Source organism: Microbispora rosea (genome assembly GCF_900156315.1).
GTDB lineage: Bacteria > Actinomycetota > Actinomycetes > Streptosporangiales > Streptosporangiaceae > Microbispora > Microbispora rosea.
The window spans coordinates 142,349-167,343 of record NZ_FTNI01000019.1 but is presented as its reverse complement, the minus strand read 5'-3'; the positions used below and the strand labels follow the sequence as shown (position 1 = coordinate 167,343).

Genomic DNA, 24,995 nt, shown 5'->3' with positions numbered 1-24,995 from the left:
CTATCACCGCCGAGGAGGTCGATGATGACGACCGATTACGCCAAGGCCAGGGAGGTGGCCGAGCAGGCGCGCGAGACGGAGTGGACCCGCCCGAGCTTCGGAAAGCAGCTCTTCCTGGGGGACTTCCGGCTGGACCTCGTGCACCCCGCCCCCCGCCTCACCGAGGAGGAGATCAAGAAGGGAGACGACTTCCTGCGCGCCCTGCGGGCGTTCCTGCAGGAGAAGGTCGATCCCGCGCTCATCGAGCGCACCGCCGTGATTCCGGACGAGGTGGTCAAGGGCCTGGCGGCGATCGGCGCGTTCGGCATGACCATCGAGGAGGAGTACGGCGGGCTGGGCCTGAGCCACCTGTACTACTGCCGCGCGCTGGAACTCGTGACCTCGTGCTCCCCCGCGCTCAGCGCGCTGCTGTCGGCGCACCAGTCCATCGGGGTCCCGCAGCCGCTGCGGCTGTTCGGCACCCCCGAGCAGAAGCGCCGCTTCCTGCCCCGCTGCGCCCGGGGCGAGATCTCCGCCTTCCTGCTCACCGAGCCGGACGTCGGCTCCGACCCCGCCCGCCTGTCGACGACCGCCGTCCGCGACGGCGACGCGTACGTGATCAACGGGGTCAAGCTGTGGACGACCAACGGCGTGGTGGCCGGCCTGCTGGTCGTGATGGCCCGGACCGGCGCCAAGATCTCGGCCTTCGTCGTCGAGGCCGACGCTCCCGGCATCACCGTCGAGCACCGCAACCAGTTCATGGGCCTGCGCGGCATCGAGAACGGCGTCACCCGCTTCCACCAGGTGCGGGTGCCGGTGGAGAACCTGATCGGCCGTGAGGGCCAGGGCCTGAAGATCGCCTTGACCACGCTCAACACCGGTCGCCTCTCCCTCCCGGCCACCTGCGTCGGCGCGGCGAAGTGGGCGACGAAGATCGCCCGCGAGTGGGGATGCGAGCGGGTCCAGTGGGGCCGGCCGGTCGGCCAGCACGAGGCCATCGCCCGCAAGGTCGCCTTCATCGCCGCCACCGCGTACGCGCTCGAGTCGGTGGTGGACCTGTCCAGCCGGATGGCCGACGACGAGGGCAATGACATTCGCATCGAGGCCGCGCTCGCCAAGCTGTACAGCACGGAGATGGCCTGGCGGCTCATGGACGAGCTCGTGCAGATGAGAGGCGGGCGCGGTTACGAGACCGCCGAGTCGCTGCACGCCCGCGGGGAGCGCGGCGTGCCCGCCGAGCAGATGCTGCGCGACCTGCGGATCAACCGCATCTTCGAGGGCTCGACCGAGATCATGCACCTGCTCATCGCCCGCGAGGCGGTGGACGCCCACCTGTCGGTCGCGGGCGAGCTCGTCGATCCGAAGGCCGGCCTGCGTGCCAAGGGCCGGGCGGCCACCCGGGCCGGCGCCTTCTACGCCAGGTGGCTGCCGGGCCTGGTGACCGGGCCCGGCCAGGTGCCCACGTCGTACGCCGAGTTCGGCCCGCTCGCCCAGCACCTGCGCTACGTCGAGCGGACCTGCCGCAAGCTCGCCCGATCGACGTTCTACGGCATGTCGCGCTGGCAGGCGCGACTGGAGCACAAGCAGGGGTTCCTGTCGCGGATCGTGGACATCGGCGCCGAACTGTTCGCGATCACCGCGGTCTGCGTGCGCGCCCAGGAGGACGCGGCCGAGTTCGGGCGGAAGCCGTACGAGCTGGCGGACACCTTCTGCCACCAGGCCCGGCAGCGGGCCGAGGCACTGTTCGACCGGCTCTGGGACAACACCGACACCCTGGACGTGCGGCTGGCCCGGCGAGTGCTCGACGGGCGCTACACCTTCCTGGAGGAGGGCATCGTCGACCCGTCGCTGGAGGGCCCGTGGATCGCCGCCCAGCGCACCGGGCCGTCCATGTTCGACGACGTCCACCGGCGCATTGGCTGACGGGAACGGCACGGCCCCACCCCCGGGACGCGGGGGCGGGGCCGTGCGGCGAGGCCGGTCAGGCTCACACGTCGAGGCACCACATCGTGCCGTACCCCGGCACGTAGCAGCGGTACCAGCCCTCGGGCATCTGGGCGTGCGCCGGGGCGGACAGGACGCCGAAGGTGGTGACCGCGACGGCGGTGGTGGCGAGAACGGCCGCGACGCGCTTGAGTGACTTCATTGGTATCTCCTGTGCAGGGAACGTCTCTCTGACGCGGTTGAGTACACAGGAACCCACTTGTCGCAGTCTGGTGAGCCGCTTGGAAGCGGCTTGGTCGCCTTGGACGGAACGAAAACCCTTTGTCCGGCGATACGGCGGCTTGTTACTGTCATCCGCATGTGGATTCTCTACGGCGACCGCTGATCAGCTCTCTGAGCCGCTGATCCGCTCAGCTTTCCGGCCCTGTCCATCCGACGCGGCAGCTGAGTGACGGCACCTCGGTGCCGCGTTCCCGACGTACAAGGAGATCCCGTATGCGTACTCGCGCGTCCAGCAAGAGCGGCAAGCAGCAGAACCCGCGCACGCCGCAGCCTCAGCGTTCCTTCCCGCCGCCGCGCCAGATCCCGGCCCCGCCCATGCGACCGGTACGGCAGCCGCGGCGACTGCCGAGAGCCAAGTAACCGGCCCGGCAGGCAAAGGGCACCCCGGATCGATCCGGGGTGCCCTTTTTCTTTCGGCGAATGATCAGAGACGCTCGATGATCGTGACGTTGGCCTGGCCGCCGCCCTCGCACATCGTCTGCAGGCCGTACCGCCCGCCGGTGCGCTCGAGCTCGTGCAGGAGCTTGGTCATGAGGATCGCGCCGGTGCCGCCCAGCGGGTGCCCCAGCGCGATGGCGCCGCCGTTGGGGTTGGTCCGCGCCGGGTCGGCCCCGATCTCCTTGAGCCAGGCCAGCGGCACCGGGGCGAACGCCTCGTTGATCTCGATGACGTCGATGTCCTCGATGGCGAGCCCCGCCCTGGCCAGCGCCTTACGCGTGGCCGGAATCGGCGCCGTCAGCATGTAGACCGGGTCGTCACCGGTCAGCGCGAGCGTGACGATACGGGCGCGCGGCACCAGGCCGTGCTCGCGCACCGCCTGCTCCGAGGCGATGAGCAGCGCCCCGGAGCCGTCGGAGATCTGCGAGGAGGTGGCCGCGGTGATCCGGCCGCCCTCGCGGAGGGTCTTCAGCTCGGCCATCTTCTCCAGCGTGGTGTCGGGCCGCGGGCCCTCGTCGTCGGTCACGCCGTTGACCGGGGCGATCTGGTCCTTGAAGTGTCCGTTGGCGATCGCCTTCGCGGCCCGCTGGTGGCTCTCGTAGGCGTAGCGCTCCAGCTCGTCGCGCTCCAGGCCCCACTTCTCGCACATCAGCTCCGCGCCGCGGAACTGGGAGATCTCCTGCTTGCCGTACCGCTCGACCCACTTGTCGCCGAACGGGAACGGCATGCCCTTCTCCAGCGCCGCCGAGATGCTCGACCCCATCGGCACGATGGACATCGACTCGACGCCGGCCGCGACGACCAGGTCCTGCGTCCCCGACAGCACACCCTGCGCGGCGAAGTGGATGGACTGCTGCGACGAGCCGCACTGCCGGTCGATCGTGACCCCCGCCACGGTCTCCGGGAGGCCCGCGCTGAGCCACGCGTTGCGCGCGATGTCCATGGACTGCGGGCCGAACTGCATGACGCAGCCCATGATCACGTCGTCCACGGCGGCGGGGTCGACGCCGGTGCGCTCGATGAGCGCGGAGAGAGTGTGGGCGGCCAGGTCGACCGGGTGGACCGTGGAGAGCCCGCCCTTCTTCTTGCCGACCGGCGTGCGGACCGCCCCGACGATGTACGCCTCTGCCACAGTGCCTCCATAAGAAACCGAGCAATGTTCGGTTAGTGAGAGGTTACATCAGAACTTTCGTCGGGGGAGGCGGCGATACGGGCACGGTTTATCCATGGGCAGGGCTCAGGCATATCCCCCCGGCAGCACGTCGGCAGGCTCGGCAAGCTGGAAACCCCGGCTGTCGGCCGCGATCCCCCGGAGCGCGTTGGCGAGCGTCACCGCGACGGCCGCCCGGACGAGCAGCGCCGCCCGCACCTCGTCGGCGCCCTCCGCGTCGTTCCCGCTCGGCACGTCCTCCGCGTCGGAGCCGGCGTCCGTATCGGATCCGGCGTCCGTGTCCGCGTCCGTGCCCGATGCGGCGTCCAGCGGGCCCGGGGCCGCGTCCGCGTCCGGCACGCCTTCCGCCGGGCCGTCGGCAAGGTCCGCGTCCTCGCCTTCCGGCTCCTCCGTACGCGTCACCGGGGAGACCCGGGCGATCGCGATCTCCGTGAGGTACGGCCAGCGCGTCTGCGCGGCGGGCGGCAGGCGGTGCCCCTCCTCGATCGTGACCAGCATGTCGGCCCCCGCGTAGACGTCGGCCACCCTGCCCCCGCGGACGGGGACGTGGACGACGCCCTCGATCAGCTCACCTTCCGGCCACCTCTCGGCGTCCACCGCCTCGGCATGCCGCAGCGCCTCGGACAGAACCGGCAGGATCTCCTCGGGCTCGGGCACGGCCGGCAGATAGACCAGCGGGTCTCCGGCGTCCTCCGCCGGATCGAGCGGCTCGCCCTGGCACAGCGACCAGCCGCCCAGGCGGTAGGCGATGCCCTCGGCCAGGCTCTTGTCGAAGAAGTCCACCGGCAGCGGCCCCTCGGCCGCGATCCGGCACGCCCAGAGCCCGTCATCGTCGGGCACGCCGAGTTTGGCGAGGACGTCCGCGGTCAGTTCGACGGGCGGCTGGATGCGCGATCCGCCCGCGAGGATGTCGTCGCCGTCGGTTCTCGCCTCGGGATCGGCGAGCTGTGCGACCGCCAGCAGTGTCTTCGGATCCGGCCGGGCAGGCAGCAGCGCCGTGGGCCCTGTGCGCAGCCGACCGGGCAGCAGGAGTTTCGAGAACCAGCTCACAGGCCCTCCTCATGATCGGTCGAAGAGACCATAGCCTCCACGGCCTGCCCGCCACGAGCCCTTCCCGGGAGGTGCTCCGGCTCAGGACTTCGTTTTCGCCAGACGCGTTCCGGTCATCGTGGCGTAGACGATGACATTGTCGAAGTAGTGACCGGTCGAATAGTTGTATTTGCCGCCGCAGGTGATCAGCCTGAGCTCGGCGTTGTCGGCGTGGCCGTACACCCGGTTGGTGGGGAACGTCTGCTTGTCCGCCTGCTCGATACCGCCCACGGTGAAGATGGCCACGGTCCCGTCGAGGCGGTACACCTCGATCTTGTCGCCGTACGCCAGCTCGTGCAGGCGGCTGAAGACGGCGCCGCGCGAAGTGGTGTCCTTGTGGCCGAGCATGACCGCCGGGCCCGCCTCCCCCGCCGTCGGGCCACCGCGATACCAGCCGACCAGGTTCGAGTTGCTGATGGGAGGCGTCTGGATCGCGCCTGAGCGGTCGAGGCCGACCGACTTGATCGGCGCGTTGATGCCGATCTTGGGGATGACCAGGCGCTTGGGTGTGGACGGCTGCATCGCCGGAGCCGCCGGAATCTTCGGAACCGGCGGAGGCGCGGTGGCGACGGCCTGCGTCAGCGGCTGCCCGACGCCGCCCGGCCCCACCGAGGGGGCGAGCCCGTTCTGCGGCGCCGCGAGCCTTACCGTCGAGCGGCTCGGCGTGCCGTACTCGTCGGGGTTGTTCACCATGATCACTACGCCCACGATCACGACGACCAGGCCCACGATGGCCGCCGTGATCAGCAACCGCCGGACCGCCGCCGCACTGTCACGGGGAGGCTTCTCCTCCGGTGGCTGCGGCGGGGGCACCGGCTGCATCTGGGGCAACATCACCGGCTGGAAGACCGGCTGGCCGTAAACCGGCTGTGGGTAGCCCTGCCCGCCCGGCCCGGGAGGCACGCCGTACGGCTGGCCCGGCGGGTACTGTCCAGGTGGCGGGGTGGTCATGGTTCGTCCTACTGCCTCACCGGGCGGCGCCGGGCCCGGAGCACGAGGCCGCCGGCGCCCGCCGCCAGCATGAGCGCGGTGCCGGTGAGGACGAAGAGCCGAGCGTCGGGGCCCGCCTCGCCTCCACCGCCGGTGGCCGCGCCACCCCCGGGCGTGTTCTCGACCTGGGCGGCCTTCGTCTTCGTCTTGACCGGTGTGGGCGATGCGAAGACCGTTTCGAACACCGTCCTGGTGCCGCGCGGCGAGGGCGAGGCGCTCGCGGAGGGGCTCGCGCTGGGGCTGGCACTCGCGCTCGGAGACGCCGAGGGGCTGGTCACCGCGATCGTCGCGACGGCGGGCGCCGTGTTGGCGCCCGTGGTGGCGATCAAGCAGTTGTAGAGCGCGGTCGGCGTCGTGGTGGTCGTGCCCGTGCCGGCGGGCGCGATCATGCTGATCTTGAAGTCCTTCGCCGTCAGCACGACGGAGGTGGCTCCGGCCGACGGCGTGACGGTCAGCGTCGCCGTGGGAAGCGGCGGCATCGTCCCCTGGGCCGTGACGGCCGCAGTCAACGGCGTGCCGATCGGCGAGGGCGTGGACACGCCCGCGGTCATACCGGCAGGAAGCGCCGACGCCGACACGGTGGGCTGCAGCTCGATCGTCGCGCCGCTCGCGATCTGCACCGGCGCGGGGAACGGCGAAGTCGATACAGGTTGGATGCTCAGGGTCGCGGTGTACTGGGTGCCGGTCACCGCCGAGGTGGCGGCGGTGAGCGTCACCGTGAAATCGTGCGCCACCGCGGCGCCGCCCGCGCTCGGACTACAGCTGTACGTCACGGTCTTCGTGTCGGCATGCGCGCCGAGCGCGCCCAGGCCCAGGAGAAGGCCCGCGCTGACCACTCCGGCCGCGGCGGCCCTTCCGGCGACACGGCCCCGCGCCTTTGACTTCAGCACTGACGTCTCTCCACTTCGATGCTCGCAGTCAACAGGCGTACCAGCATTCCAGCATACGGTCACAGTCAGGTAGAGATCTTACGGACAAAAGCCCCAAGACCGCCTCCGATTGCTCAAACTTTCTTCCGTTCTCGGCATGTTCATGTCAGCCGAACGCTAGCGCCTGCCGTACGAGCCGGGGTTCGGACCGAAGCGCCGCAGCAGCAGCCCTCCGGCCGCCGCGGCTGCCATCAGCGCCAGGCCGGTGAGCACGACGAGCCGGGCGTCCGGGCCCGCGTCGCCACCGCCCCCGGTCTGCGCGCCGCCGAGCGGCGTCGTCTTGATCTGCTTGGTCGTCGTACGGGAGACCGACGCGGTCGCCGTGACCGTGGTGGTCGTCGTGGTCCTCGGGCTCGGGCTCGGGCTCGTCGATGCCGCGGCGCTGGGACTGGGCGAGCTGCTCGCGTTGCCGTTGCCGGCCGGGCTCGGCGAAGCGGACGGTGACGGAGACGGCGAGGGAGACGCCGCGGAGGCGGCCACCGTGACCGCGAGCGACGCCCGGGTCGCGGTCGCCGGCAGCGTGCACGTGTAGAGCGCCTCACCCGCGCCTGTCGTGTCCCCCGCGGCTCGCAGCCTCAGCGTGAAGTTCCCGGCCGCGACTCCGACCGTGCCCACCGCCGTCGGAGTCAGCGTGACGAGCAGTTCGGGGATCGGCGTCAGCGTGGCCGACGGCGAGAGCGACGACGCGAGCACCGTGGAGGCGGACGGGGTCAGCGTGATGGCCGGACTCTCCTCCTGCGTGCCGGTCTCCGTGTCATCCGTGGCGGAGCCACTGGCGGAGGGCGACGCACTGGCGGAGGGTGACGCGCTGGCGGAGGGTGACGCGCTGGCGGAGGGTGACGCGCTGGCGGAGGGGCTCGGGGAGGTGCCCGTCGCCACCCGAGACTGCGTGCCGCCCTCCGACCCGTTGAGGGAAGGTGATGCCGAGGGCGACGCCGAGGCGGATGGAGAGGCCGACGGACTCGGCGTCGGCGAGCCGGAGGGGCTGGGGCTCGGCGACGCGTCCGCGGGCTCGCTCACGACGGGAGCGCCGGTCACCTCCACCAGACCCTCGGCGATCATGACGTCGTTCGCCGCGATGCCCGTCGCCGGCGCCACCATCGCGCTCTGGCCCTCCGGCGGCGACGCGGGCGCGATCCGCCAGGTCACGGTGGCCGTGCTGCTCACCACCGGGTCGTCGGGCGCGACCAGGGTCACGTTCACGGGGTAGGTCGCGGCGGCGCCGCCGGCCGGGGTGCAGGAATACGGCACAGTCGTGGTTTTGGACGCCGCGAGAACCGGCCACGTCATCAGGGCCAGCGCGGCCGTCGCTCCCGCCGCCGACCGGGCCGCGATGCGACGCCGGGCACTCCTGCGCCGGGCACTGGGGTCGGGCACGACGTCTCTCCTGCCACCTCAGTCACGTACACGTGGCGAACAGTCTCTCAGAGTTGACCACCGACATAACCCGTGGGTGCCCGATGTCAGGAAATTCCCAGGGAACCTTCATCCCCCTCCCACGGTAGGGAGGGGTGGAGGTGGTGAACATGAGACGACTACTCGTGGCCCTCGCGGCGATGGCGGCGTTCCTCGCGCCGGCCCTGCCCGCTCACGCGCGGGCCGGCTTCTGGGCCGTGACCGAACTCGACCCGTTCCCCGGCAAGGTGCGGCCCGACGTCTCCTACACGGTGGGCTTCTGGGTGCTCCAGCACGGCACTCATCCGTACGAGGGCCCCGGCGCGCTCGAACCGATCGGCCTGCGCCTGACCGGGGAGGACGGCACGACACTGACGTTCGACGGGACGCCGCTGCCGGAACCCGCGCACTATGCGACGTCTGTCACTGTGCCCGCCGGCCGGTGGCGGGTGCAGGGTCTGCAGGGCATGTTCGCGCCGTACGAGATCGGCACGCTCACGGTGCCGGGCGGGCTGAAGGCGGCTCCGCCGCAGTTCCCGGTGCCCGCCGGCACCGAGGTCATGGACTATTGGGGGCCCGTGAAGCCGCCTGGGTTCCCCTGGAAGGCGGCGGCCGTCACCCCCAACCGCCTGCCTGCGGCGACGCCCGCCGCGTCCGCGCAGCCGGTTCCGGCCGCCCAGCCGGCCCTGGCCACCCAGCCGACCCGGGTCGCTGCGGCCGGCGGCGACTCCTCGCCGTGGCGTCAGCCGTACGCGCTGGTGATCGTCGCGTTGGCAGCGGTGGCGGGCACGCTGCTGATCCAGCGCGCGGCCCGGACGGTCGCACGGCGCAGGCCCCACGATCCGCCCGAGCGCGAGGCGCGGGAGGGCGAAGAGGTGATCAGCGCGGGCTGATCACCCCGTGATCACTTGCCCTTGGTCTCGGTCAGCGTCGCGTAGACGATGATGTTGTCGGTGTAGTGGTGCTGCTTGGCGTTGTAGACCCCGCCGCAGGTGATCAGCCGCAGCGACGACGTGATCGTGTTGTTGTAGACCCGCTTGGTCGGGAACGTCGACTTGCTGACCTGCTCGATCCCGTCCACCGTGAAGATCGCCATTTTGCCGTCCGCACGGAGAACGGCGATCTTGTTGCCGCGCTTGAGCTCGCGCAGACGGCTGAAGACGGCGGCGCCCTTGCGGGTGTTCACGTGCCCGAGGATGATCGCCGGCCCCTGGTCGCCGGGGGCCGGTCCGTAGCGGTACCAGCCGGTGAGGCTGGGCTTGCTCAGCGGGGGCGTCTGGATGACGCCGGACTTGTCCACGCCCACCGAGCCCACCGCGGCCTTCACGCCGATCGCAGGGATGCTGATCTTGAGCGGCCTGCCGGTGACCTTCGTGGTCGTCGTCTTCTTCGCGCCGGACGACGAGGACGACAGCGGCTTCGAGGACGACGAGGCCGCGCTCGTGAGGGTCAGCGGAGCGATCGGCTGCAGCGCGGGAGCCGGCGGCGGCGCGGTCGGGTCCGCCGCCGTGAGCGGCACGCCCGGCCCGCCGGGGCCCACGGTCGGCGGCAGGAAGGCCACGTTGCCCGCGTCCTGGACGTTCACCGCGCCCGGAACCGGCCCGCTCTCCTGCGGGTCCGAGGGGCTCAGCACGACGAGCATCCCGGCCATCACCGCCGCGATGCCGGCGAACGACCCGGCCACGAGCAGGGTCGCGAGGACCGGCTGAGGCAGCGGCTTGCGCGTCTTCTTGGCGTCGGTGTCCGCGCCGCCCTGGTCGGGAGCGCCGCCCTGCTCGGGAGCGCCGTCGTCAGGAGTGCCGTTCATCGTCATCCTCCTCAGCCCCGCTCGCCCGAGTGCGCCGCCCTGCGCCGGAGCAGTGCCACACCGCTGAGCATGCCGATCAACAACAGCGCGCCGCCCGAGCCGATCAGCAGCATGCCCGAGAACGAGACACGCTCCGGAGCCTCACCGGTCTGCGCGCCGCCCTGCGGCGTGATCGCCACCTGCGCCACGCTCGGCGTCGCTGTCAGAGTCACCGTCCTCGTCGCCGTCGGCGACGGACTGCCCTGCGTCACCACCGCTGTCACGACGTAGTTCTGCGTCTGCACCGCAGCCGGCGACGGACTGGCCGACGGAGAGGGCGAAGGCGTGGCCGAAGGCGAAGGCGACGGCGATTCATCGCCCGGGTTGTCGTCCGTGGGACTGGCCGAAGGACTCACGGAAGCGCTGGCCGATGCGCTCGGCGACGCGTCAGGCGAGCTGTCCGGCGACGGGCTGGCCGGATTGTCGCCACCGCCACCGATCTTGACCTGAACGGCGACCGGCGCGCTGACGATCTCGCACGTGGCGCGGTACTCCTGCGGCGGGTTGGCCAGCTCCCGCGTGACCACACGGAAGGCGTCAAGCTGGCCCCACTTGCCGTCCTCGACGTTCTTGACACTGATCGTGTGTTCGCCGAACTTCAGGCCCCGGAACTTCCACAGGGTCTGTCCGCCCTTGTTGGCGTCGTTGACCACCGTGCCGTCTTCGTTCCTGGAGGGGTCGACACGCGGCGGGGTGCCCGGCTCATTGTCGACGTAGATGTCGACCGGTCCGGCGCGCTGGTCCCTCTGCGCGATGTAGTCGATCCCGGTGCCCGTGAAGGTGAACGACGCCCACGCGTCCTTGGCCGTGGTCCTGTGCAGGTCCAGATGATTGTCGTTGTTCTGGCTCGGCTGGTCGTTGAGGTCTTCCCACCCGGGCCCGTAGGAGATCCGAGGATCGTCGTCGTTGACCACGACCTCCGAAGCAGGCGGGCGGAAGTCGATGAACAGCCTGCCGGGCTTGACCGTGAGGGTGCCCTCCCGGTCCGTGTAGGCGAAGTCCGCGATGCCTTCGGGAAGCTTGAGCGGAGTGCCCTTGACCATCGCCCCCGGCTGGTCCACGAACCCCTTCGGCTGAAGCTGCCCGATCCAGCTGCCGCTGAGGTTGACCCGTCCGGTCACCTCGACGCGGCCGCCGTTGGGCAGGAGCGCGGGCGCTCCCAAGCGCGTCGCGTCCTTGTAGCCGAGCTTCCAGGAGACGTTGAGCGGATCGCCGACGTTCAGCGTCGTCGGGACGGTGAGCTTCGTCCGGAGATGAACGGTGCCCGAGCCCGAGGTGGCGATGCCCTGCTGACAGGCATAGTCCACCACGAGGTCGGCGGTATTGGCCTCCGCCGTCACCGCCGGGACGACAATCGCCGCCGTACCGGCCAGGCCGAGGGCCAGAGCGGCCATGGTCCTAGGGAGACCAGCTTTCCACCGAATCACCGCATACTCCGATCACAGGACCGCCCTGGCGGGCCTATAGCAAACCGAAGGTAGATCTTAGAGGCAACCGAAGCGGTCAAAGGGGGCGTTATGGCGATGGTTTCGGAGTTGTGACCGTCCGTACAACGTGGAGCCGATCGACCGGGGATGACTAGAATCGTATTCTGGTGCGGCCAACAGACCCTGAGCCGGAAGGCGTACCCGATGCGGCGAGACCTCTTCGACGAGGAGCACGACCTCTTCCGCGAGACCGTCCGTGAGTTCATGGCCCGCGAGGTCGTCCCCCACCACGCGCAGTGGGAGAAGGACGGCATCGTCCCCCGCGAGGTGTGGAAGAAGGCGGGCGAGCTGGGCATGTTCGGCTTCTCGGTCCCGGAAGAGTACGGCGGTTCCGGGATCACCGACTTCCGCTACAACACGGTGATCGTCGAAGAGATCATCCGCGTCGGCGCCACCGGCCTGGGATTCGGCCTGCACAACGACATCATGGCGCCCTACATGGTCGATTTGACCAACGACGAGCAGAAGCAGCGCTGGCTGCCCGGCTTCGCGTCCGGGGAGCTGATCACGGCCATCGGGATGACCGAGCCGGGGGCCGGCAGCGACCTGCAGGGCATCCGTACCACCGCCGTCCGCGAGGGCGACCACTACGTGGTCAACGGGCAGAAGACGTTCATCACCAACGGCATCAACTCCGACCTCGTCGTGGTCGTGACCAAGACCGACCCGTCGGCGGGCGCGCGCGGCACCTCGCTGCTGGTGGTGGAGCGCGGCATGGAGGGCTTCACCCGCGGCCGCAATCTGGAGAAGGTCGGCATGCACGCACAGGACACCGCCGAGCTGTTCTTCGAGAACGTCCGGGTGCCGGTGGCCAACCTCCTGGGCGGCGAGGAGGGCCAGGGCTTCTTCCAGCTCATGAACAACCTGCCGCAGGAGCGGCTGTCGATCGCGGTGGCGGCCGTGGCCGCGGCGGAGACGGTGCTGGAGGAGACGATCGAGTACTGCCGCAACCGCACGGCCTTCGGCCGCAACATCGGCAAGTTCCAGAACACGCGGTTCCTGGTGGCCGAACTCGCCACGGAGGTGGAGATCGCCCGCCACTATGTGGACAAGTGCGTGCGGGCGCTCAACGCCAAGGAGCTCACGGCCGTCGACGCCGCGAAGGCCAAGTGGTGGACGACCGAGCTGCAGAACAAGGTCGTCGACCGGTGCGTCCAGCTCCACGGCGGCTACGGCTACATGCTGGAGTATCCGGTGGCCAAGGCCTGGCTGGACAGCCGCGTGCAGACGATCTACGGCGGCACCACCGAGATCATGAAGGAGATCATCGGCAGGTCCTTCGGCTTCTAGAGCCACACGTCAGCTCTGCTGCTGTCCCCAGATCAGCAGCATGGCCACCACGAACACGACCATCACGCCTCCGTAGGCCACCGGGCCCAGCCGGAAGAACCGGCGCACCTTGTTCAGCAGCCACGCGAACAGGAGCGCCAGGAAGACCAGAAGGATGAGTCCGGTGTCCACACTGATCAGTATGCGCGGGTTTCCCCGGCCCCGCGTGTCCCTCGGCACAAGCGGCGCGGGAAGACTCAGCGAGGGTCGCCGTCTTCGCGGGCGCTGCCTTCGAGAATCACCCGCGCGACCAGGTCAGGGTCGTCGCTCATCGGCACGTGGCCGCAGCCCCGCAGCAGCAGCGTCCGCTGCCCCGCCCACCGCGCCGCCCGTACGGCTTGACGGCACGGCAGCAGCCGGTCGCGGTCGCCCCAGGCGATCGTGACCGGCACCTGGGGCGGCGCGGGCGGCGCGGCCCACGCCAGCGAGTCCAGCGCCTCTTCGAACCCCACGCACTCACGCATCGCCGTGGCCGCCGCGACCACGGCCTCGCGCGACAGCCGCTCCGGGCGGGCCACCAACAGGCCCATGGCCAGCGCCCTGCCCTCGCCCGTGCCGGCCGCGAGCGCGGGCAGCCCGTCCGCCCGCGTCGCCAGCCGCAGCAGGCGCAGCACGGCCCGCGCGTACGCGTGCTCGGTCCGGGACCAGAACCCCGCGGGCGACAACGCGACGGCCGTGCGGACGTCGGCGGAGGACGCCAGGTCGAGCGCGATGTAGCCGCCGAGCGAGTTGCCCGCGACGTGCGGCCGGCTGAGGCCGAGCCCGCTCCAGAACTCGCGCACCGCCCGCCCCAGCGTCTCCACGTTGTACGGCGTGCCGTACGGCAGCGGCGGAGACTCCCCGAAGCCGGGCAGGTCCACCGCGATGACGTCGTGCCGCTCGGCGAGCAGATCGAGGACCGGCAGCCAGCCGTGCCTGTGGTGGCCGATGCCGTGCAGGAGGACCAGCGGCGGACCGCTGCCGCGGCGGTCGTGGGCGAGCTCCATCAAAGTCTCCCGAGGGGACCGTCGCCTTGAGAAGACGGTGGAATCGGGATCGGGAGGGCGGCCAAGGTTCGAACGTGCCCTGACCTTCGTGGTCTGCGCATCACAGATTTCCTTCCGGGTTTTGTCGGTGCCTTCCAGTAGCGTGATGATCTGATTACTGAGTGTGGGAGGTGGGTGTGCGCCGGTCGTTCAAGTTCCTGCTGCGCCCCACCCGTAAACAGGCCGCCGCGCTCACGCAGTGCCTGCACGACCACCGGGAGCTTTACAACGCCGCCTTGGAGCACCGCCGTACGGCCTACCGCAGAGCCGGGGTGACGGTTCGGTACGGCGACCAGTCGGGCGAGTTGAAGCACATCCGCGCCGACGACCCCACCGGTCAGGGCCGGTGGTCGTTCTCCTCCCAGCAGGCCACGCTGCGCAGGTTGGACAAGGCGTTCCGTACGTTCTTCGCCCGTGTGAAGGCCGGGCGCACGCCGGGGTTTCCTCGGTTCAAGGGGTGGGGCTGGTTCGACACGGTGGAGTGGCCCAAGGACGGCGACGGCTGCCGGTGGGACTGTCAGCCCGAACACCCGGCCGTGACCTACGTGCGGCTGCAGGGCATCGGGCATGTCCGGGTTCACCAGCACCGCCGTGTGCTCGGCACCGTCAAGACGATCAGCGTCAAGCGGGAAGGCGCCCGCTGGTTCGTCGTGCTGTCGTGCGATGAGGTGCCGGCCGGATCCCTGCCCGTGACGGGCGCGGTCGCGGGGATCGACATGGGCGTTGCGTCGCTGGCCACCACATCCGACGGTGATCACATCGAAAACCAGCGGCACCTGGCCGCGTCCGCTGACCGGCTGGCCGCCGCTCAGCGGGATCTCGCCCGTAAGAAGCGTGGGTCCACGCGTCGCCGTACGGCGGTGGCGCGCGTCGCCGCGCTGCATGCCAAGGTGCGCCGTCAGCGGTTGGACGGCGCGCACAAGGCCGCGCTCACTCTGGTCCGCGCATACGACGTGATCGTGCACGAGGACCTGCGGATCGCCGGTATGACCCGCTCGGCCGCCGGCACGATCATCCAGCCTGGGCGGAACGTCGCGGCAAAGTCCGGGCTGAACCGGAGCATCCTGGACGCGGGGTGGGGGGTGTTCCTGCGTGTGCTCGCGCACAAGGCTGAAAGCGCCGGTCGAGAGCTGATCGCAGTGAACCCCGCCAACACCTCCCGCACCTGCTCGCGTTGCGGGCACTGCGCGAAGGACAACCGCCTCACCCAAGCCGAGTTCGCCTGTAAGGCGTGTGGGCACACCGCGCACGCCGACGTGAACGCGGCCAAGAACATTCTCAGGGCAGGGCTTGCCCTTCGCGACGCTGCGGAAGCGGCTTAGCGAGAAGCCGCTCCCTTCAGGGAGCGGAGGAGTCACGCGTCCGAGTCAAGCACCCGGGACGGCCGGAAAGAAGCGTCAGCGCGTCGCGTTCGTCGATGTCAGTTAACAGGCCCGCCGTTCGCTCGTCTTCTGCGCCTGCAATCATGTTCCGTCGCAATGGTTGAAAATGGAATGAATCGACACATGACTATCACCAAGCCGGAGGAACACTCCGGCCTCGCCGATCTGCCGGAGCCGGACACGAAACCCGGCGTCGTCGATCCACCGGAGCCGGACGCGAAGGCCAGCGTCGTCGATCTGCTGGAACGCGGCGGATCGGTCGTGGTGCCGATCGGCATCGCCCTCTACGCGCTGCTCTACCTCGGCATCCAGCAGGTCTACGGCATCTTCAACATCAGCCCCGAGCAGGCGGGCATCGACCAGGCCACCATGTTCGGCCGCCTGGTGGGGTCGCTGGTCCTGCTCGTCATCGCCGGCGCCCTGCTCACGGGCATCGTCGTGGCTGTCGTGTGGCTGCTCGACAAGGCGACCCTCGGCTATCTGTTCCGCCTCGTCCAGGCCACAAGGGTGCGCCCGTGGGCCGCCGCGATCGTCGGCGCGCTGTGGTGCGGGGCGACTTACTGGGGCTTCCTCGGCTACCTCGGGCTGGGCGAGGGCGTATCGATGGCCGGCGTCGTGATCACCTCGGTGCTGATCGGTGCCCTGGCCTTCCTCGTGCCGTTCCGGCTGCTGCGGCGGCGGCCGTCCGGCCGCGCGGGCATGAAGATCGTGGTGGCGGCGTTCACCGGCATCGGGCTGGGCTTCGCGCTGATGGGGCAGATGGAGAGCGACGCGATCGCCGTCGCCGAGAAGGGCAGGCCCGCCAGCATGCTCCTGTCCATGGTGGGCTTCCAGGACCAGTGGGTGGTGCTCAACGACCGCGAGAGCGGCAAGGTGCTGCGCGGCGGTGCGCAGGTGCTGCTGCTCGGCGAGCGCGAGGGCACGTACGCGTTGTACGACTGCGCGCACCAGGAGACCTTCCGCATCTCCATGGAGGCGACCGTGCTGCGGCAGGTGACGCTCGAACCCGAGCGCCCGGATGGATACAGCTGCCTGGACCAGAAGAACTGACGGTCACGTGTCGCGCCCCCCGCGCCGGGGGGTGCGACACGACCTAACGACCGCCGATGGGGATCTCGAACCAGACCGCCTTGCCCTCGGGGGTCGGGCGTGACCCCCAGCGCCGCGCGAGCTGGTCGACGAGATAGAGGCCGCGACCGCCCTCGTCGTTCTCCCCCGCGCTGCGGATGCGGGGCAGGCGCAGATCCTGGTCGAAGACCTCGACCCAGACGGACTCCGCGCCCCTGCGCAGCCGCAGGGTGAACTCCTTGTCGCCGGTGATCTCCTCCTCGAAGCCCGGCACGTCCCACGACTCGTCGAACGGCAGCGGCGGCCCGTCGAGCACCAGCTCGCGGCGCGGCACGCTGGCGCTGGCGGCGTGCAGGACCACGTTGGTGACGACCTCGGAGACGAGCAGGCAGGCCAGCTCCGCGCGTTCCTCCGGCACCTGCCACCCGTCGAAGGCCTCGGACGCCATCCGCCGCGCCTCACTCACCATGATCGGCTGAGCCGGGAACGTGCGCTCCTGGGACTGCAGCTCCGCGCCCGCGGAACGGACGACGAGGATGGCCATGTCGTCGTCGATCTCGCCGGGGACGGCCACCGTGGCCAGGTCGGCGATGCGCTCGACGGACTCACCCGACGCCTTGACGAGCTTCTCCCGCAGGATGTCGAGCACCTCGTCGTCGCCGGGGACGCCCGTGGCGGAGTCGCGCGGCGGCCTGCGGTCGACCAGGCCGTCGGTGTAGAGGAGCAGGGTCGCGCCGGGCGGCAGCACCCTCGTCTCCTCCTTGTAGACCAGATCGGCGTGCATGCCCTTGGCCCGCACCCCGAGCGGCTGGCCGACCTCGGTGATGTCCAGGTCTCTGACCTCGCCGTCCACGATCAGCAGCGGCGGCGCGTGCCCGGCGTTGGCGAACGACAGCTGCCTGGACCACGCGTCGTACACCATGTATTGGCAGGTGACGATCGGCGGGTTGGTGATGTCGGCGCCGAAGTCGTCGTGCTCCGGCGCGGCGACGATCCTGGTCCACTCGTCCAGGCGGGCGAGGATGTCGGCGGGCGGTTTGTCGTCCTGGGCGAAGGCCCGCAACGCGGCCCTGAGCTGGCCCATGACCGCCGCCGCCTTGGCCCCCCTGCCCTCGACGTCGCCGATCACGATGCCGACGCGGCCGGCCGACAGCGGGATCACGTCGTACCAGTCGCCGCCCACCTGGGTCTGGATGCCCTGGCCGTGCGAGGCGAGCGGAGCGGCCGGGTAGTAGCGGACGGCGATCTCCAGGCCGTCGAGCGAGGGCAGCGGCTGACGCGGGAGCAGGTGCTTCTGGAACGACTCGGCGGTGTGCCGTTCCTCCTCGAACAGCAGCGCGTTGTCGACGGCGAGCGCGACGCGGGTGGCGATTGCGCCGACGAAGTCGCGGTCGAAGGTGTCGTAGTGGGGCGATCGCCGGTTGGTGAGGTTCGACAGGCCGAGGTACATGAGGCCGAGCGTCTCGCCGCGCACGCACAGCGGGGCGACGATGGCGGAGGTCATCCCGATCTCGCCGCACAGCCGCGCCGCGCCCTCGCTCGCCGACGGGTAGCTGACCTGGGAGAAGTCCTCGACGAGGATGGTCTCCTGGCGGCGCAGGGCGGTCTCGGCGTAGTGCCCGAGGGGGTATCTGATCTCCGCGCCCACCGGCCGCCAGGTGTCCGGCGGCGGCGTCCAGCCGTTCACGTGGGTGGAGACCTTGCGCACCAGGCGGTCGCCCTCGTTCAGCTCGATGAAGCAGTGGTCGGCGAACTGCGGGACGAGCATCTCCGCGACACGGTTGAGCGTCTCCTCGACGTACAGGGAGCCGGCGAGCCGCTCGCCGATCCGCTCCAGCAGGCCGAAGCGGTCCTTCTCACGCTCGTTGCTGCGCATCGCCTCACGTGCGGTGATCACGATGCCGCTCACGGAACCGGAGGGGTGCCGCAGCGGCACGGCCTGCGCGCGCACGTAGATCGTCGTGCCGTCGCCGCGGGCCACGTCGAACGTGCCCTCCCACACTCCGCCGCGCAGCACGTGCTTGGCCAGTTCGGCCGCGAGCGGATGGTCCTTATCGGAGATCCCGAGGGTGTGCAGCGACTCCCTGCCCGGAGACGCGCCCACGCGGCCGAACAGCTGCTCGGCGAAGGGGTTCCAGTACAGGACATTGCTGAAGCGGTCGGTCACGACCACGGCCATCTCCGCGTGGTCGAGCACGGACCCGGCGGAAAGGTGGTCGTCGGCGTCCTGTGACAGATCTCCCCATCGCCTCATGCCACGACCGTCCCTTGACGAGGTGGGTTCGCTATGCCGGGCACGGGCGCTCCTGCGATGGCTGGGTCGCGAGAAATGAAAGGACTCCCTAGGGGATTCAACCAGGCACAACTCATTCCGTCATCGTCTGGTGACAAAAACGTGTGAGGCGACGTCCCTCGGAAGGTCCGCGGTCGTGGTTCCCACCTCACCATCACCAGTCACCGTTACACCGTTGTCACTCGCCGCGAGCGTCACCTCGCGTCCGGGTTGTATCCCAACTTGCTTGAGTTTAAGCATCACGGCGGGGTCGCTTTGCACTTGTTCGCTGATTCGGCGCACTACAACGGGCACGGGGGCCTGTCCTGCGAGGGTCACCATGGGAGAGACCGTCTCATCTCCGGCCGAACCGGACTGGGGCACCCCCAGCTCGTCGAGACCAGGGATCGGGTTGCCGTGCGGGCACACCCGGGGGTTCTTGAGAAGGTTCACGAGCCGGGTCTCCACCGACTCCGACATCACGTGCTCCCAGCGGCACGCCTCGATGTGGACCTCTTCCCAGGGCATGCCGATCACCTGGGTCAGCAGGCATTCGGCGAGGCGGTGCTTGCGCATGACCCGGATCGCCAGCGTGCGGCCCAGCGCGGTCATGCTGAGGTGCCTGTCTCCCTCGACCTTGACCAGGCCGTCGCGCTCCATGCGCGCCACCGTCTGGCTGACGGTCGGACCGCTCTGCTGCAGCCGCTCGGCGATCCGAGCGCGGAGCGGGACGATGCCCTCCTCTTCGAGCTCGAAGATCGTCCGGAGATACATCTCCGTCGTGTCGATCAGGCCGTGTGCGGTCAAGGCTCCTCCAGTCCTTGTAAATCGATGCTACGACCTCCCCCGTGTTCGCAGCCGACCCTATTGGGGAAGCGACCCAGGATGGGAAACATCGGCGCCGAGCGATTCCTTCCTGCGGAGATCAGCCTGCCCGCGCTCAGGGAGGCCGCAGCGCACTGCGAGGGTTGCGACCTCTACCGCGCCGCCACGCAGACGGTCTTCGGCGAGGGCGTTCCCGGCGCGCGGTTCATGCTGGTCGGCGAGCAGCCGGGCGATCAAGAGGACCGCGAGGGCGCGCCGTTCGTCGGGCCCGCGGGGCGCGTGCTCGATCGGGCCCTCGAAGAGGCGGGCATCGAGCGCGAGGCGGTGTACGTGACCAACGCGGTCAAGCACTTCAAATACGAGCCCCGCGGCAAACGCAGAATCCATCAGAAACCCACCGTGGGAGAGATCAACGCCTGCCGGCCCTGGCTTGAGGCCGAGATGCGCCTGGTGGACCCGGAGGTGACCGTGGTGCTGGGGGCCACGGCCGCCCGGGCCCTGCTGGGTCCGGAATTCCGGGTCACCAGGCACCGGGGAGAGCCGGTCCCCCGGCGCGAGGGGGCGTACTACGTGGCGACGATCCACCCCTCGGCGATCCTGCGCGCGCCCGACCGGGACGAGGCGTACTCCGGATTCCTCGCCGATCTCAAGGTCGCGGCCGGGCTGCCCTGATCACATCGACGGGCGGGACATCAGGGGGCGAGGCGCTCCAGCGACCAGGTCGCGCCGGTGCGCCGATAGCGGAGCCGGTCGTGCATGCGGTCGGTCTGGCCCTGCCAGAACTCGACCTCCGCCGGCACCACCCGGAAGCCGCCCCAGAAGTCCGGCAGCGGCGGGTCCTGCGGCCAGCGTGCGGCCAGCTCCCGGAACCTGGTGTCGAGCTGCTCCCTCGACTCCACGACCGCCGACTGACGGGAGGCCCACGCGCCGATGCGGGAGCCGTACGGGCGAGAGTGGAAGTAGGCGGCGCTGTCCTCGCGCGGGAGCCGTACGACGGAGCCCTCCACCCGGACCTGCCGCCTGATGGGATGCCACGGGAACAGCAGGCAGGCCCGCGGGTTCTCACCGAGGTCGCGGCCCTTGCGAGACTCGTAATTCGTGAAGAAGACGAACCCGCGCTCGTCGAAGCCCTTGAGGAGGACGGTGCGGGCGGAGGGACGGCCACCGGCGGAGCTGGTGGCGACGACCATGGCGTTCGGTTCCGGCAGGCCCGCGGCGACGGCGTCCGCGAACCACAGCGCGAACTGCGTCACCGGGTCGGCCGCCATTCCGGTTTCGAGCAGGGGCTCACCTTCATAGCTGTGCCTGAGCCCGGGGAGGTGCGAAGCGCTGTCCACGGAACGGTATTCTCGCCTGCTCGGCGTACATCTTGCTCGGTGGCCCCCACCTGGGGGAACCCCGTTGGGTAGGGCCGGGGGCGCGGCAGTCGGGCGCTGCGGGTTAAATTGACCCGCCGGTATCTCGACATCAAGGCTCTGGACTTCACAAGAGAGGGAGGCGGCCGAGAATGTCCGACTTCAAACCCGGGCTCGAAGGCGTGGTGGCGTTCGAGACCGAGATCGCGGAACCGGACAAAGAAGGGGGCGCCCTGCGATACCGGGGCGTCGACATCGAAGAGCTCGTGGGCAATGTCTCCTATGGACACGTCTGGGGCCTGCTCGTCGACAACACGTTCCAGCCGGGCCTGCCCCCGGCGGAGCCGTACCCACTTCCCGTCCATTCCGGCGACATCCGAGTAGACGTACAGAGCGCGCTGGCCATGCTGGCGCCGTCGTACGGCTTCCGCCCGCTGCTCGACATCGACGACGACCAGGCCCGCGACGATCTCGCACGCGCCTCGGTGACCGCTCTGTCGTTCGTCGCGCAGTCGGCCCGTGGCCTGGGCCTGCCCATGGTCCCGCAGAAGCGCGTCGACGAGGCCGAGAGCATCGTCGAGCGGTTCATGGTCCGCTGGCGCGGTGAGCCCGATCCGAAGCACGTGAAGGCCATCGACGCCTATTGGACGTCGGCCGCGGAGCACGGCATGAACGCCTCGACGTTCACCGCCCGCGTCATCGCCTCCACCGGCGCCGACGTGGCGGCCGCCCTGTCGGGCGCGGTGGGCGCGATGTCCGGCCCGCTGCACGGCGGCGCGCCGGCGCGGGTGCTGCACATGATCGAGGGCGTCGAGAAGATGGGTGACGCCCGCAAGTACGTCCAGAGCGAGCTGGACAAGGGCCAGCGGCTCATGGGCTTCGGCCACCGGGTCTACCGGGCCGAGGACCCGCGCGCCCGCGTGCTGCGGCGTACGGCCAAGGAGCTCGGCGCGCCCCGCTACGAGGTCGCGGCCGCGCTGGAGACCGCCGCGCTCGAGGAGCTGCACGCCCGCAAGCCGGACCGGGTCCTCGCGACCAACGTGGAGTACTGGGCCGCGGTGGTCCTCGACTTCGCCGAGGTGCCGTCGAACATGTTCACCTCGATGTTCACCTGCGCCCGGACCGCCGGCTGGGCCGCCCACATCCTGGAGCAGAAGCGCACGGGCAGGCTCGTCCGCCCCAGCGCCGACTACGTGGGCCCGAAGCAGCGCTCCATCAGCGAGGTGCCCGGCGCCGCCGAGGTCATCGGCAAGGCCTGAGCCTCGGCGCGGGTCGCGGCCCTGCGGCGTGCCACAAGCTCCGAGAGACCACAGGGCCCCGCCCGTACACCGTACGCTTGACGGCCCGCTCCTTCCGGGGAGCGGGCCGTTTGCGCGTCCGGACGCGTCATCGGCCGGAGTCCGCGGCGTCCCGGCCCGGCGGCGCGGACGGGCTCGCGGGCCGGCTCCCGGGCGAGGCCGGGGGCGAGCCCGCCGCCGGCGCGTTCTGGGCCGCGCGCTCCCCGTCGAGGTCCAGGCAGATGCTCCTGGTGTCCTCGGGCTCGGTGGTCGCCAGGCGCCCGCAGCGCACCGCGACCTCGGACTTCCCCGAATCGGTCACTTTCAGGATCGCGATGGCCTTGTTCTCGGGCTCGTGGACGGTGGCGCCGAAGGAGATCACCCCGCTGGAACCGTTCCACCTGTCGCGCGGGGAGACGAGGGAGATCTGGTAGAGCACGTCTCCCCTGCTGGGCAGCCCGCCCCGGTAGGCCGCGTTGACGCGCTCGTAGAACAGCTTGACGGCGTCGTAGCTGAGGATGAGGTTGTCGTCGGACTCCTTCGCGTGCCGGCCGCCCAGCAGGCCCTGGACGAAACCCGTGGGCGCCGCCGCGCCGTCACGCCACAGTTCGCGGCTCGCCAGCGCCGCGTAGTAGACCTGGACACGCCGGTAGTCGCCGATCGCGGCGCCGCTGTTGGCCACCGCCTTGATGACGTCGTCGCCCGCGAGGACCTTGATCTGTTCCTTGCCGCAGTCCTTGCCCTCGACGTAGCGGAGGAAGTCGAGGAAGTCGGCCGCGCGCCCCGCGTAGAGGAGCAGGTCGGGCCGGCGGCCGCAGGCCCGGCTCACCGCCATGTCCATCCCGGTCCCCCGGTCCTTGTACGGGACGCTTTCGGCGATCCTGATCTTCGCCGCCCGGGCCTCGCTCACGTAGTCGTCGGCGAGGTTGTTCGTGTAGTTGTCGTTGTCCGTCTGGTCCTTGACGACCACCGCGGTCGGCTCGGGCACAGCACCGAGGAGCCGCTCGCGGGCGAACCGGACGGCCAGCCGCGCCTGCCGCCGGTTCGACGACCCCAGCCGGAACACGTACGGCGAGGGGTAGTCGGAGCCCGCGGACCCGTCCGGCACATACCCGAGCCGGTCCGCCGTCGCGGTGGTCACCAGCATCGGGATCTTCGCCGTGTGCAGGGTCTGGATGGCGTCCTCGACGCCGCTGACGCTGCGCTGGAAGCCGATCACCCCGAGCACGCGAGGGTCCTCGGCCGCCATCTCGCTCACGAGCTCCGCCGTACGCCGCCCCTGGTCGAAGTTCGTGCCGGCGTTGGCCACCAGCACCTGGAGGCGGGGCGCGCCCGAGACGCCCTGCTGGTACTCCTGCACCGCCGTGAGCTCCGCCCGTGCCCCGACGAACGCGCTGTCGTTCTGGTCCTGCGCGACGGAGTACTCGCCGAACAGCACCACGCTCACGTACGTCCCGGCCTCCCTGGCCAGGGCGTTGTTCTGGTCGATCTGGGCGACCAGCTTCGTTATCTCTTTCGACGGGAAGAGCCCGTCCGGGGAAGGGCCGCCGGCGTTCACGACTCCGACGCACTCCTTGCCGATGCGCTCGACCCAGAACAGGCCGCCGCAGTGCGCGTTCCGGTCCTGCTGAATGCGTCCCAGCAGGACGACGGGGCCGATCAGCAGCAGCGCCATCACGCACCAGTAGCCGACCGCCCGTAGCCGGGGGGCCAGCAGATGCGGCCGGTAGTCGTCGTCCACCGGCATCTCGGGCGTGCTGACCATGAGCCGCAGCGGCGGCACCCGCCGCCGCGCCGCCGTCCGCCACGCCGCCACGAGCGCGGGCAGGTCCGCCAGCCGGCCCGCGGTGACCGGGCGGTGGCCCGGCGCGAACGACTCGGGCACCGCGGCCATCACCAGGAGCGGCGGCAGCAGCCCGGTCTCCTCGACCGACTCCTCCAGCGTGCGCAGGAACCGCTCGTTGACGTCGCCGGACCACCGCGCGTCGAGGACCAGCATCGCGTAGAGGCCGCGCCCCCAGCTCGGCCACGGGATCAGCCACTTCTGGTAGGCCTGGCGCAGGTCCTGGCACAAGGCGTGGACGAGCAGCCGCTCGACCTCCGCCTCGCTCGCGTTGGCGATGCGCAGCGCGTACTTCGGCAGGCGCTCGAAGGGCTTCCTGGCCAGGTAGGGCTGCTTCCTGAACCAGCCGTTGAAGAACGACCCCCGGATCGACAGCATGGCCTGGATCAACGTGCCGACGACGGCGACGAGCACGCCGAGCGCCCACGGGATCAGGCCGACCAGGTCGGAGGCGCCACCGAGCGACCAGGCGGCGAGCGTGCCCACCGGCACCCAGGTGGTGGCCGCGCGGCCGAGGAAGTCCGCCGCGGTCCTGCGCCCCCGGTCGCCGCCGTACCTGCCCCTGCGCCAGTCCTTGAGCCGCTCCTTGAACGCCTCCTGGCCCGTACGCGACTGGGGGTCGGGCGGCCAGATCCGGCCGGGCACGTCGACCGGCTCCCCCGGAGGTGGTTCCTCGCGCTGGCGGCGCGCCCACAGCACGAACTGGACGAGCGGAAACCGCGGCGGCGGCAGGAACGAGCCGCCGACCGGCTTGCCGAGCTGCCCGTGCTCCCCCGCCAGCGCCTCGACCAGCTCGCGCAGCGTGTCGTACTCCCCCGCCCTGACCGTGGCCTGCGGGAGGAAGTCCTCGAAGGGCGCGGCGAGCCGCCGGGCCGCGTCGAAGGCGCCGCCGTCGCGGCCGACCACGAGAACGAGGGGCAGGGGGCGGTCGGAGCGCCAGAAGAACGGCCTGCGAACCAGTGCCTCGATTACGGCGTGCGGGTCGGCCACGCGGATGTCTCCCGGGGGGCGGAGTCCATTCTTGAGGTGCTACGTGATCTTAAAACCAGACCATGATGTCTCACGATCC

The 24,995-nt window shown here is 70.4% G+C and carries 22 protein-coding genes; 8 read left to right on the top strand and 14 right to left on the bottom strand.

Features of this window, described 5'->3' with window-relative positions:
- The first annotated feature begins 24 nt into the window (after positions 1-24).
- Positions 25-1,902 carry an acyl-CoA dehydrogenase family protein gene (locus BXA11_RS25445; RefSeq protein ID WP_076438556.1) on the top strand — a complete coding sequence of 626 codons (1,878 nt, stop codon included), beginning with the start codon at positions 25-27 and terminating at the stop codon, positions 1,900-1,902.
- 64 nt (positions 1,903-1,966) lie between these two features.
- Here the strand turns inward: BXA11_RS25445 and BXA11_RS43305 are convergent, their stop codons facing one another.
- The 6 genes from BXA11_RS43305 to BXA11_RS25420 form a co-directional block, all read right to left on the bottom strand.
- Positions 1,967-2,125 carry a hypothetical protein gene (locus BXA11_RS43305; protein ID WP_156081078.1) on the bottom strand — a complete coding sequence of 53 codons (159 nt, stop codon included), beginning with the start codon at positions 2,123-2,125 and terminating at the stop codon, positions 1,967-1,969.
- 504 nt (positions 2,126-2,629) lie between these two features.
- A complete protein-coding gene (locus tag BXA11_RS25440; RefSeq protein ID WP_076438508.1) occupies positions 2,630-3,775 on the bottom strand; it encodes an acetyl-CoA C-acetyltransferase in 1,146 nt (381 codons plus the stop codon).
- Between the two features lie 105 nt (positions 3,776-3,880).
- Positions 3,881-4,864: a hypothetical protein gene (locus BXA11_RS25435; RefSeq protein WP_076438506.1), complete on the bottom strand. Its 984-nt coding sequence runs from the start codon at positions 4,862-4,864 to the stop codon at positions 3,881-3,883.
- A gap of 81 nt (positions 4,865-4,945) precedes the next feature.
- A complete protein-coding gene (locus BXA11_RS25430; RefSeq protein ID WP_076438504.1) occupies positions 4,946-5,854 on the bottom strand; it encodes a class F sortase in 909 nt (302 codons plus the stop codon).
- 8 nt (positions 5,855-5,862) lie between these two features.
- Positions 5,863-6,783, bottom strand: coding sequence for a hypothetical protein (locus BXA11_RS25425; protein WP_076438502.1), 921 nt, complete (start codon positions 6,781-6,783; stop codon positions 5,863-5,865).
- A 156-nt stretch (positions 6,784-6,939) separates the two neighbouring features.
- On the bottom strand, positions 6,940-7,437 hold the full coding sequence (locus BXA11_RS25420; protein ID WP_143734510.1) for a hypothetical protein: 498 nt from the start codon (positions 7,435-7,437) through the stop codon (positions 6,940-6,942).
- 16 nt (positions 7,438-7,453) lie between these two features.
- Here BXA11_RS25420 and BXA11_RS42395 point away from each other — a divergent pair, with 16 nt between their 5' ends.
- Together BXA11_RS42395 and BXA11_RS43300 are read left to right on the top strand one after the other, a co-directional pair.
- Positions 7,454-8,032 (top strand): hypothetical protein, encoded by a 579-nt coding sequence (locus BXA11_RS42395; protein ID WP_143734509.1) that lies wholly within the window; start codon positions 7,454-7,456, stop codon positions 8,030-8,032.
- A gap of 316 nt (positions 8,033-8,348) precedes the next feature.
- Positions 8,349-9,110: a hypothetical protein gene (locus tag BXA11_RS43300; protein WP_159454840.1), complete on the top strand. Its 762-nt coding sequence runs from the start codon at positions 8,349-8,351 to the stop codon at positions 9,108-9,110.
- 11 nt (positions 9,111-9,121) lie between these two features.
- On the opposite strand, the gene BXA11_RS25405 is transcribed toward BXA11_RS43300, so the two are convergent.
- Together BXA11_RS25405 and BXA11_RS25400 are read right to left on the bottom strand one after the other, a co-directional pair.
- Positions 9,122-10,024: a class F sortase gene (locus BXA11_RS25405; protein ID WP_076438494.1), complete on the bottom strand. Its 903-nt coding sequence runs from the start codon at positions 10,022-10,024 to the stop codon at positions 9,122-9,124.
- 11 nt (positions 10,025-10,035) lie between these two features.
- Positions 10,036-11,457 (bottom strand): hypothetical protein, encoded by a 1,422-nt coding sequence (locus BXA11_RS25400; RefSeq protein WP_076438492.1) that lies wholly within the window; start codon positions 11,455-11,457, stop codon positions 10,036-10,038.
- A 237-nt stretch (positions 11,458-11,694) separates the two neighbouring features.
- On the opposite strand from BXA11_RS25400, the gene BXA11_RS25395 reads away from it, so the two are divergent.
- The gene (locus tag BXA11_RS25395; RefSeq protein WP_076438490.1) at positions 11,695-12,840 is read left to right on the top strand and encodes an acyl-CoA dehydrogenase family protein; all 1,146 of its coding nucleotides are present in this window, start codon (positions 11,695-11,697) and stop codon (positions 12,838-12,840) included.
- A 9-nt stretch (positions 12,841-12,849) separates the two neighbouring features.
- Here the strand turns inward: BXA11_RS25395 and BXA11_RS43715 are convergent, their stop codons facing one another.
- Both BXA11_RS43715 and BXA11_RS25390 read right to left on the bottom strand, forming a co-directional pair.
- Complete coding sequence (locus BXA11_RS43715; protein ID WP_167769274.1) at positions 12,850-13,011, bottom strand: hypothetical protein; 162 nt, start codon at positions 13,009-13,011, stop codon at positions 12,850-12,852.
- A gap of 65 nt (positions 13,012-13,076) precedes the next feature.
- Entirely contained in the window at positions 13,077-13,865 is a 789-nt protein-coding gene (locus BXA11_RS25390) for an alpha/beta fold hydrolase (protein WP_076438488.1), read from the bottom strand.
- A gap of 161 nt (positions 13,866-14,026) precedes the next feature.
- On the opposite strand from BXA11_RS25390, the gene BXA11_RS25385 reads away from it, so the two are divergent.
- Positions 14,027-15,226, top strand: coding sequence for an RNA-guided endonuclease InsQ/TnpB family protein (locus tag BXA11_RS25385; protein WP_239105158.1), 1,200 nt, complete (start codon positions 14,027-14,029; stop codon positions 15,224-15,226).
- A gap of 183 nt (positions 15,227-15,409) precedes the next feature.
- A complete protein-coding gene (locus tag BXA11_RS25380) occupies positions 15,410-16,336 on the top strand; it encodes a hypothetical protein (protein WP_076438486.1) in 927 nt (308 codons plus the stop codon).
- A gap of 43 nt (positions 16,337-16,379) precedes the next feature.
- On the opposite strand, the gene BXA11_RS25375 is transcribed toward BXA11_RS25380, so the two are convergent.
- Positions 16,380-18,608, bottom strand: coding sequence for an ATP-binding SpoIIE family protein phosphatase (locus tag BXA11_RS25375; protein WP_030510308.1), 2,229 nt, complete (start codon positions 18,606-18,608; stop codon positions 16,380-16,382).
- 120 nt (positions 18,609-18,728) lie between these two features.
- Entirely contained in the window at positions 18,729-19,433 is a 705-nt protein-coding gene (locus BXA11_RS25370) for an iron-dependent transcriptional repressor DtxR (protein ID WP_030510309.1), read from the bottom strand.
- Positions 19,434-19,511: 78 nt separating this feature from the next.
- Between BXA11_RS25370 and BXA11_RS25365 the strand changes: the two genes are divergently transcribed.
- Positions 19,512-20,123, top strand: a complete 612-nt coding sequence (locus tag BXA11_RS25365; protein WP_076438484.1) for a UdgX family uracil-DNA binding protein — start codon at positions 19,512-19,514, stop codon at positions 20,121-20,123.
- Between the two features lie 20 nt (positions 20,124-20,143).
- Here BXA11_RS25365 and pdxH read toward each other — a convergent pair whose 3' ends face one another.
- Positions 20,144-20,788, bottom strand: a complete 645-nt coding sequence (pdxH, locus tag BXA11_RS25360; protein ID WP_076438482.1) for a pyridoxamine 5'-phosphate oxidase — start codon at positions 20,786-20,788, stop codon at positions 20,144-20,146.
- Positions 20,789-20,958: 170 nt separating this feature from the next.
- Between pdxH and BXA11_RS25355 the strand changes: the two genes are divergently transcribed.
- On the top strand, positions 20,959-22,065 hold the full coding sequence (locus BXA11_RS25355; protein WP_030510312.1) for a citrate synthase 2: 1,107 nt from the start codon (positions 20,959-20,961) through the stop codon (positions 22,063-22,065).
- Positions 22,066-22,192: 127 nt separating this feature from the next.
- On the opposite strand, the gene BXA11_RS25350 is transcribed toward BXA11_RS25355, so the two are convergent.
- Entirely contained in the window at positions 22,193-24,916 is a 2,724-nt protein-coding gene (locus BXA11_RS25350; protein WP_076438480.1) for an ABC transporter substrate-binding protein, read from the bottom strand.
- Positions 24,917-24,995 lie beyond the last annotated feature (79 nt).

Coding starts and splice junctions, on each gene's coding strand:
- BXA11_RS25400 (WP_076438492.1), bottom strand. CDS start 11,457: ATGGCCGCTCTGGCCCTCGGCCTGGCCGGTACGGCGGCGATTGTCGTC.
- BXA11_RS25365 (WP_076438484.1), top strand. CDS start 19,512: ATGGGAAACATCGGCGCCGAGCGATTCCTTCCTGCGGAGATCAGCCTG.
- BXA11_RS25390 (WP_076438488.1), bottom strand. CDS start 13,865: ATGGAGCTCGCCCACGACCGCCGCGGCAGCGGTCCGCCGCTGGTCCTC.
- BXA11_RS25395 (WP_076438490.1), top strand. CDS start 11,695: ATGCGGCGAGACCTCTTCGACGAGGAGCACGACCTCTTCCGCGAGACC.
- BXA11_RS25375 (WP_030510308.1), bottom strand. CDS start 18,608: ATGAGGCGATGGGGAGATCTGTCACAGGACGCCGACGACCACCTTTCC.
- BXA11_RS25380 (WP_076438486.1), top strand. CDS start 15,410: ATGACTATCACCAAGCCGGAGGAACACTCCGGCCTCGCCGATCTGCCG.
- BXA11_RS43305 (WP_156081078.1), bottom strand. CDS start 2,125: ATGAAGTCACTCAAGCGCGTCGCGGCCGTTCTCGCCACCACCGCCGTC.
- BXA11_RS43300 (WP_159454840.1), top strand. CDS start 8,349: ATGAGACGACTACTCGTGGCCCTCGCGGCGATGGCGGCGTTCCTCGCG.
- BXA11_RS25355 (WP_030510312.1), top strand. CDS start 20,959: ATGTCCGACTTCAAACCCGGGCTCGAAGGCGTGGTGGCGTTCGAGACC.
- BXA11_RS25405 (WP_076438494.1), bottom strand. CDS start 10,024: ATGAACGGCACTCCTGACGACGGCGCTCCCGAGCAGGGCGGCGCTCCC.
- BXA11_RS25445 (WP_076438556.1), top strand. CDS start 25: ATGACGACCGATTACGCCAAGGCCAGGGAGGTGGCCGAGCAGGCGCGC.
- BXA11_RS25430 (WP_076438504.1), bottom strand. CDS start 5,854: ATGACCACCCCGCCACCTGGACAGTACCCGCCGGGCCAGCCGTACGGC.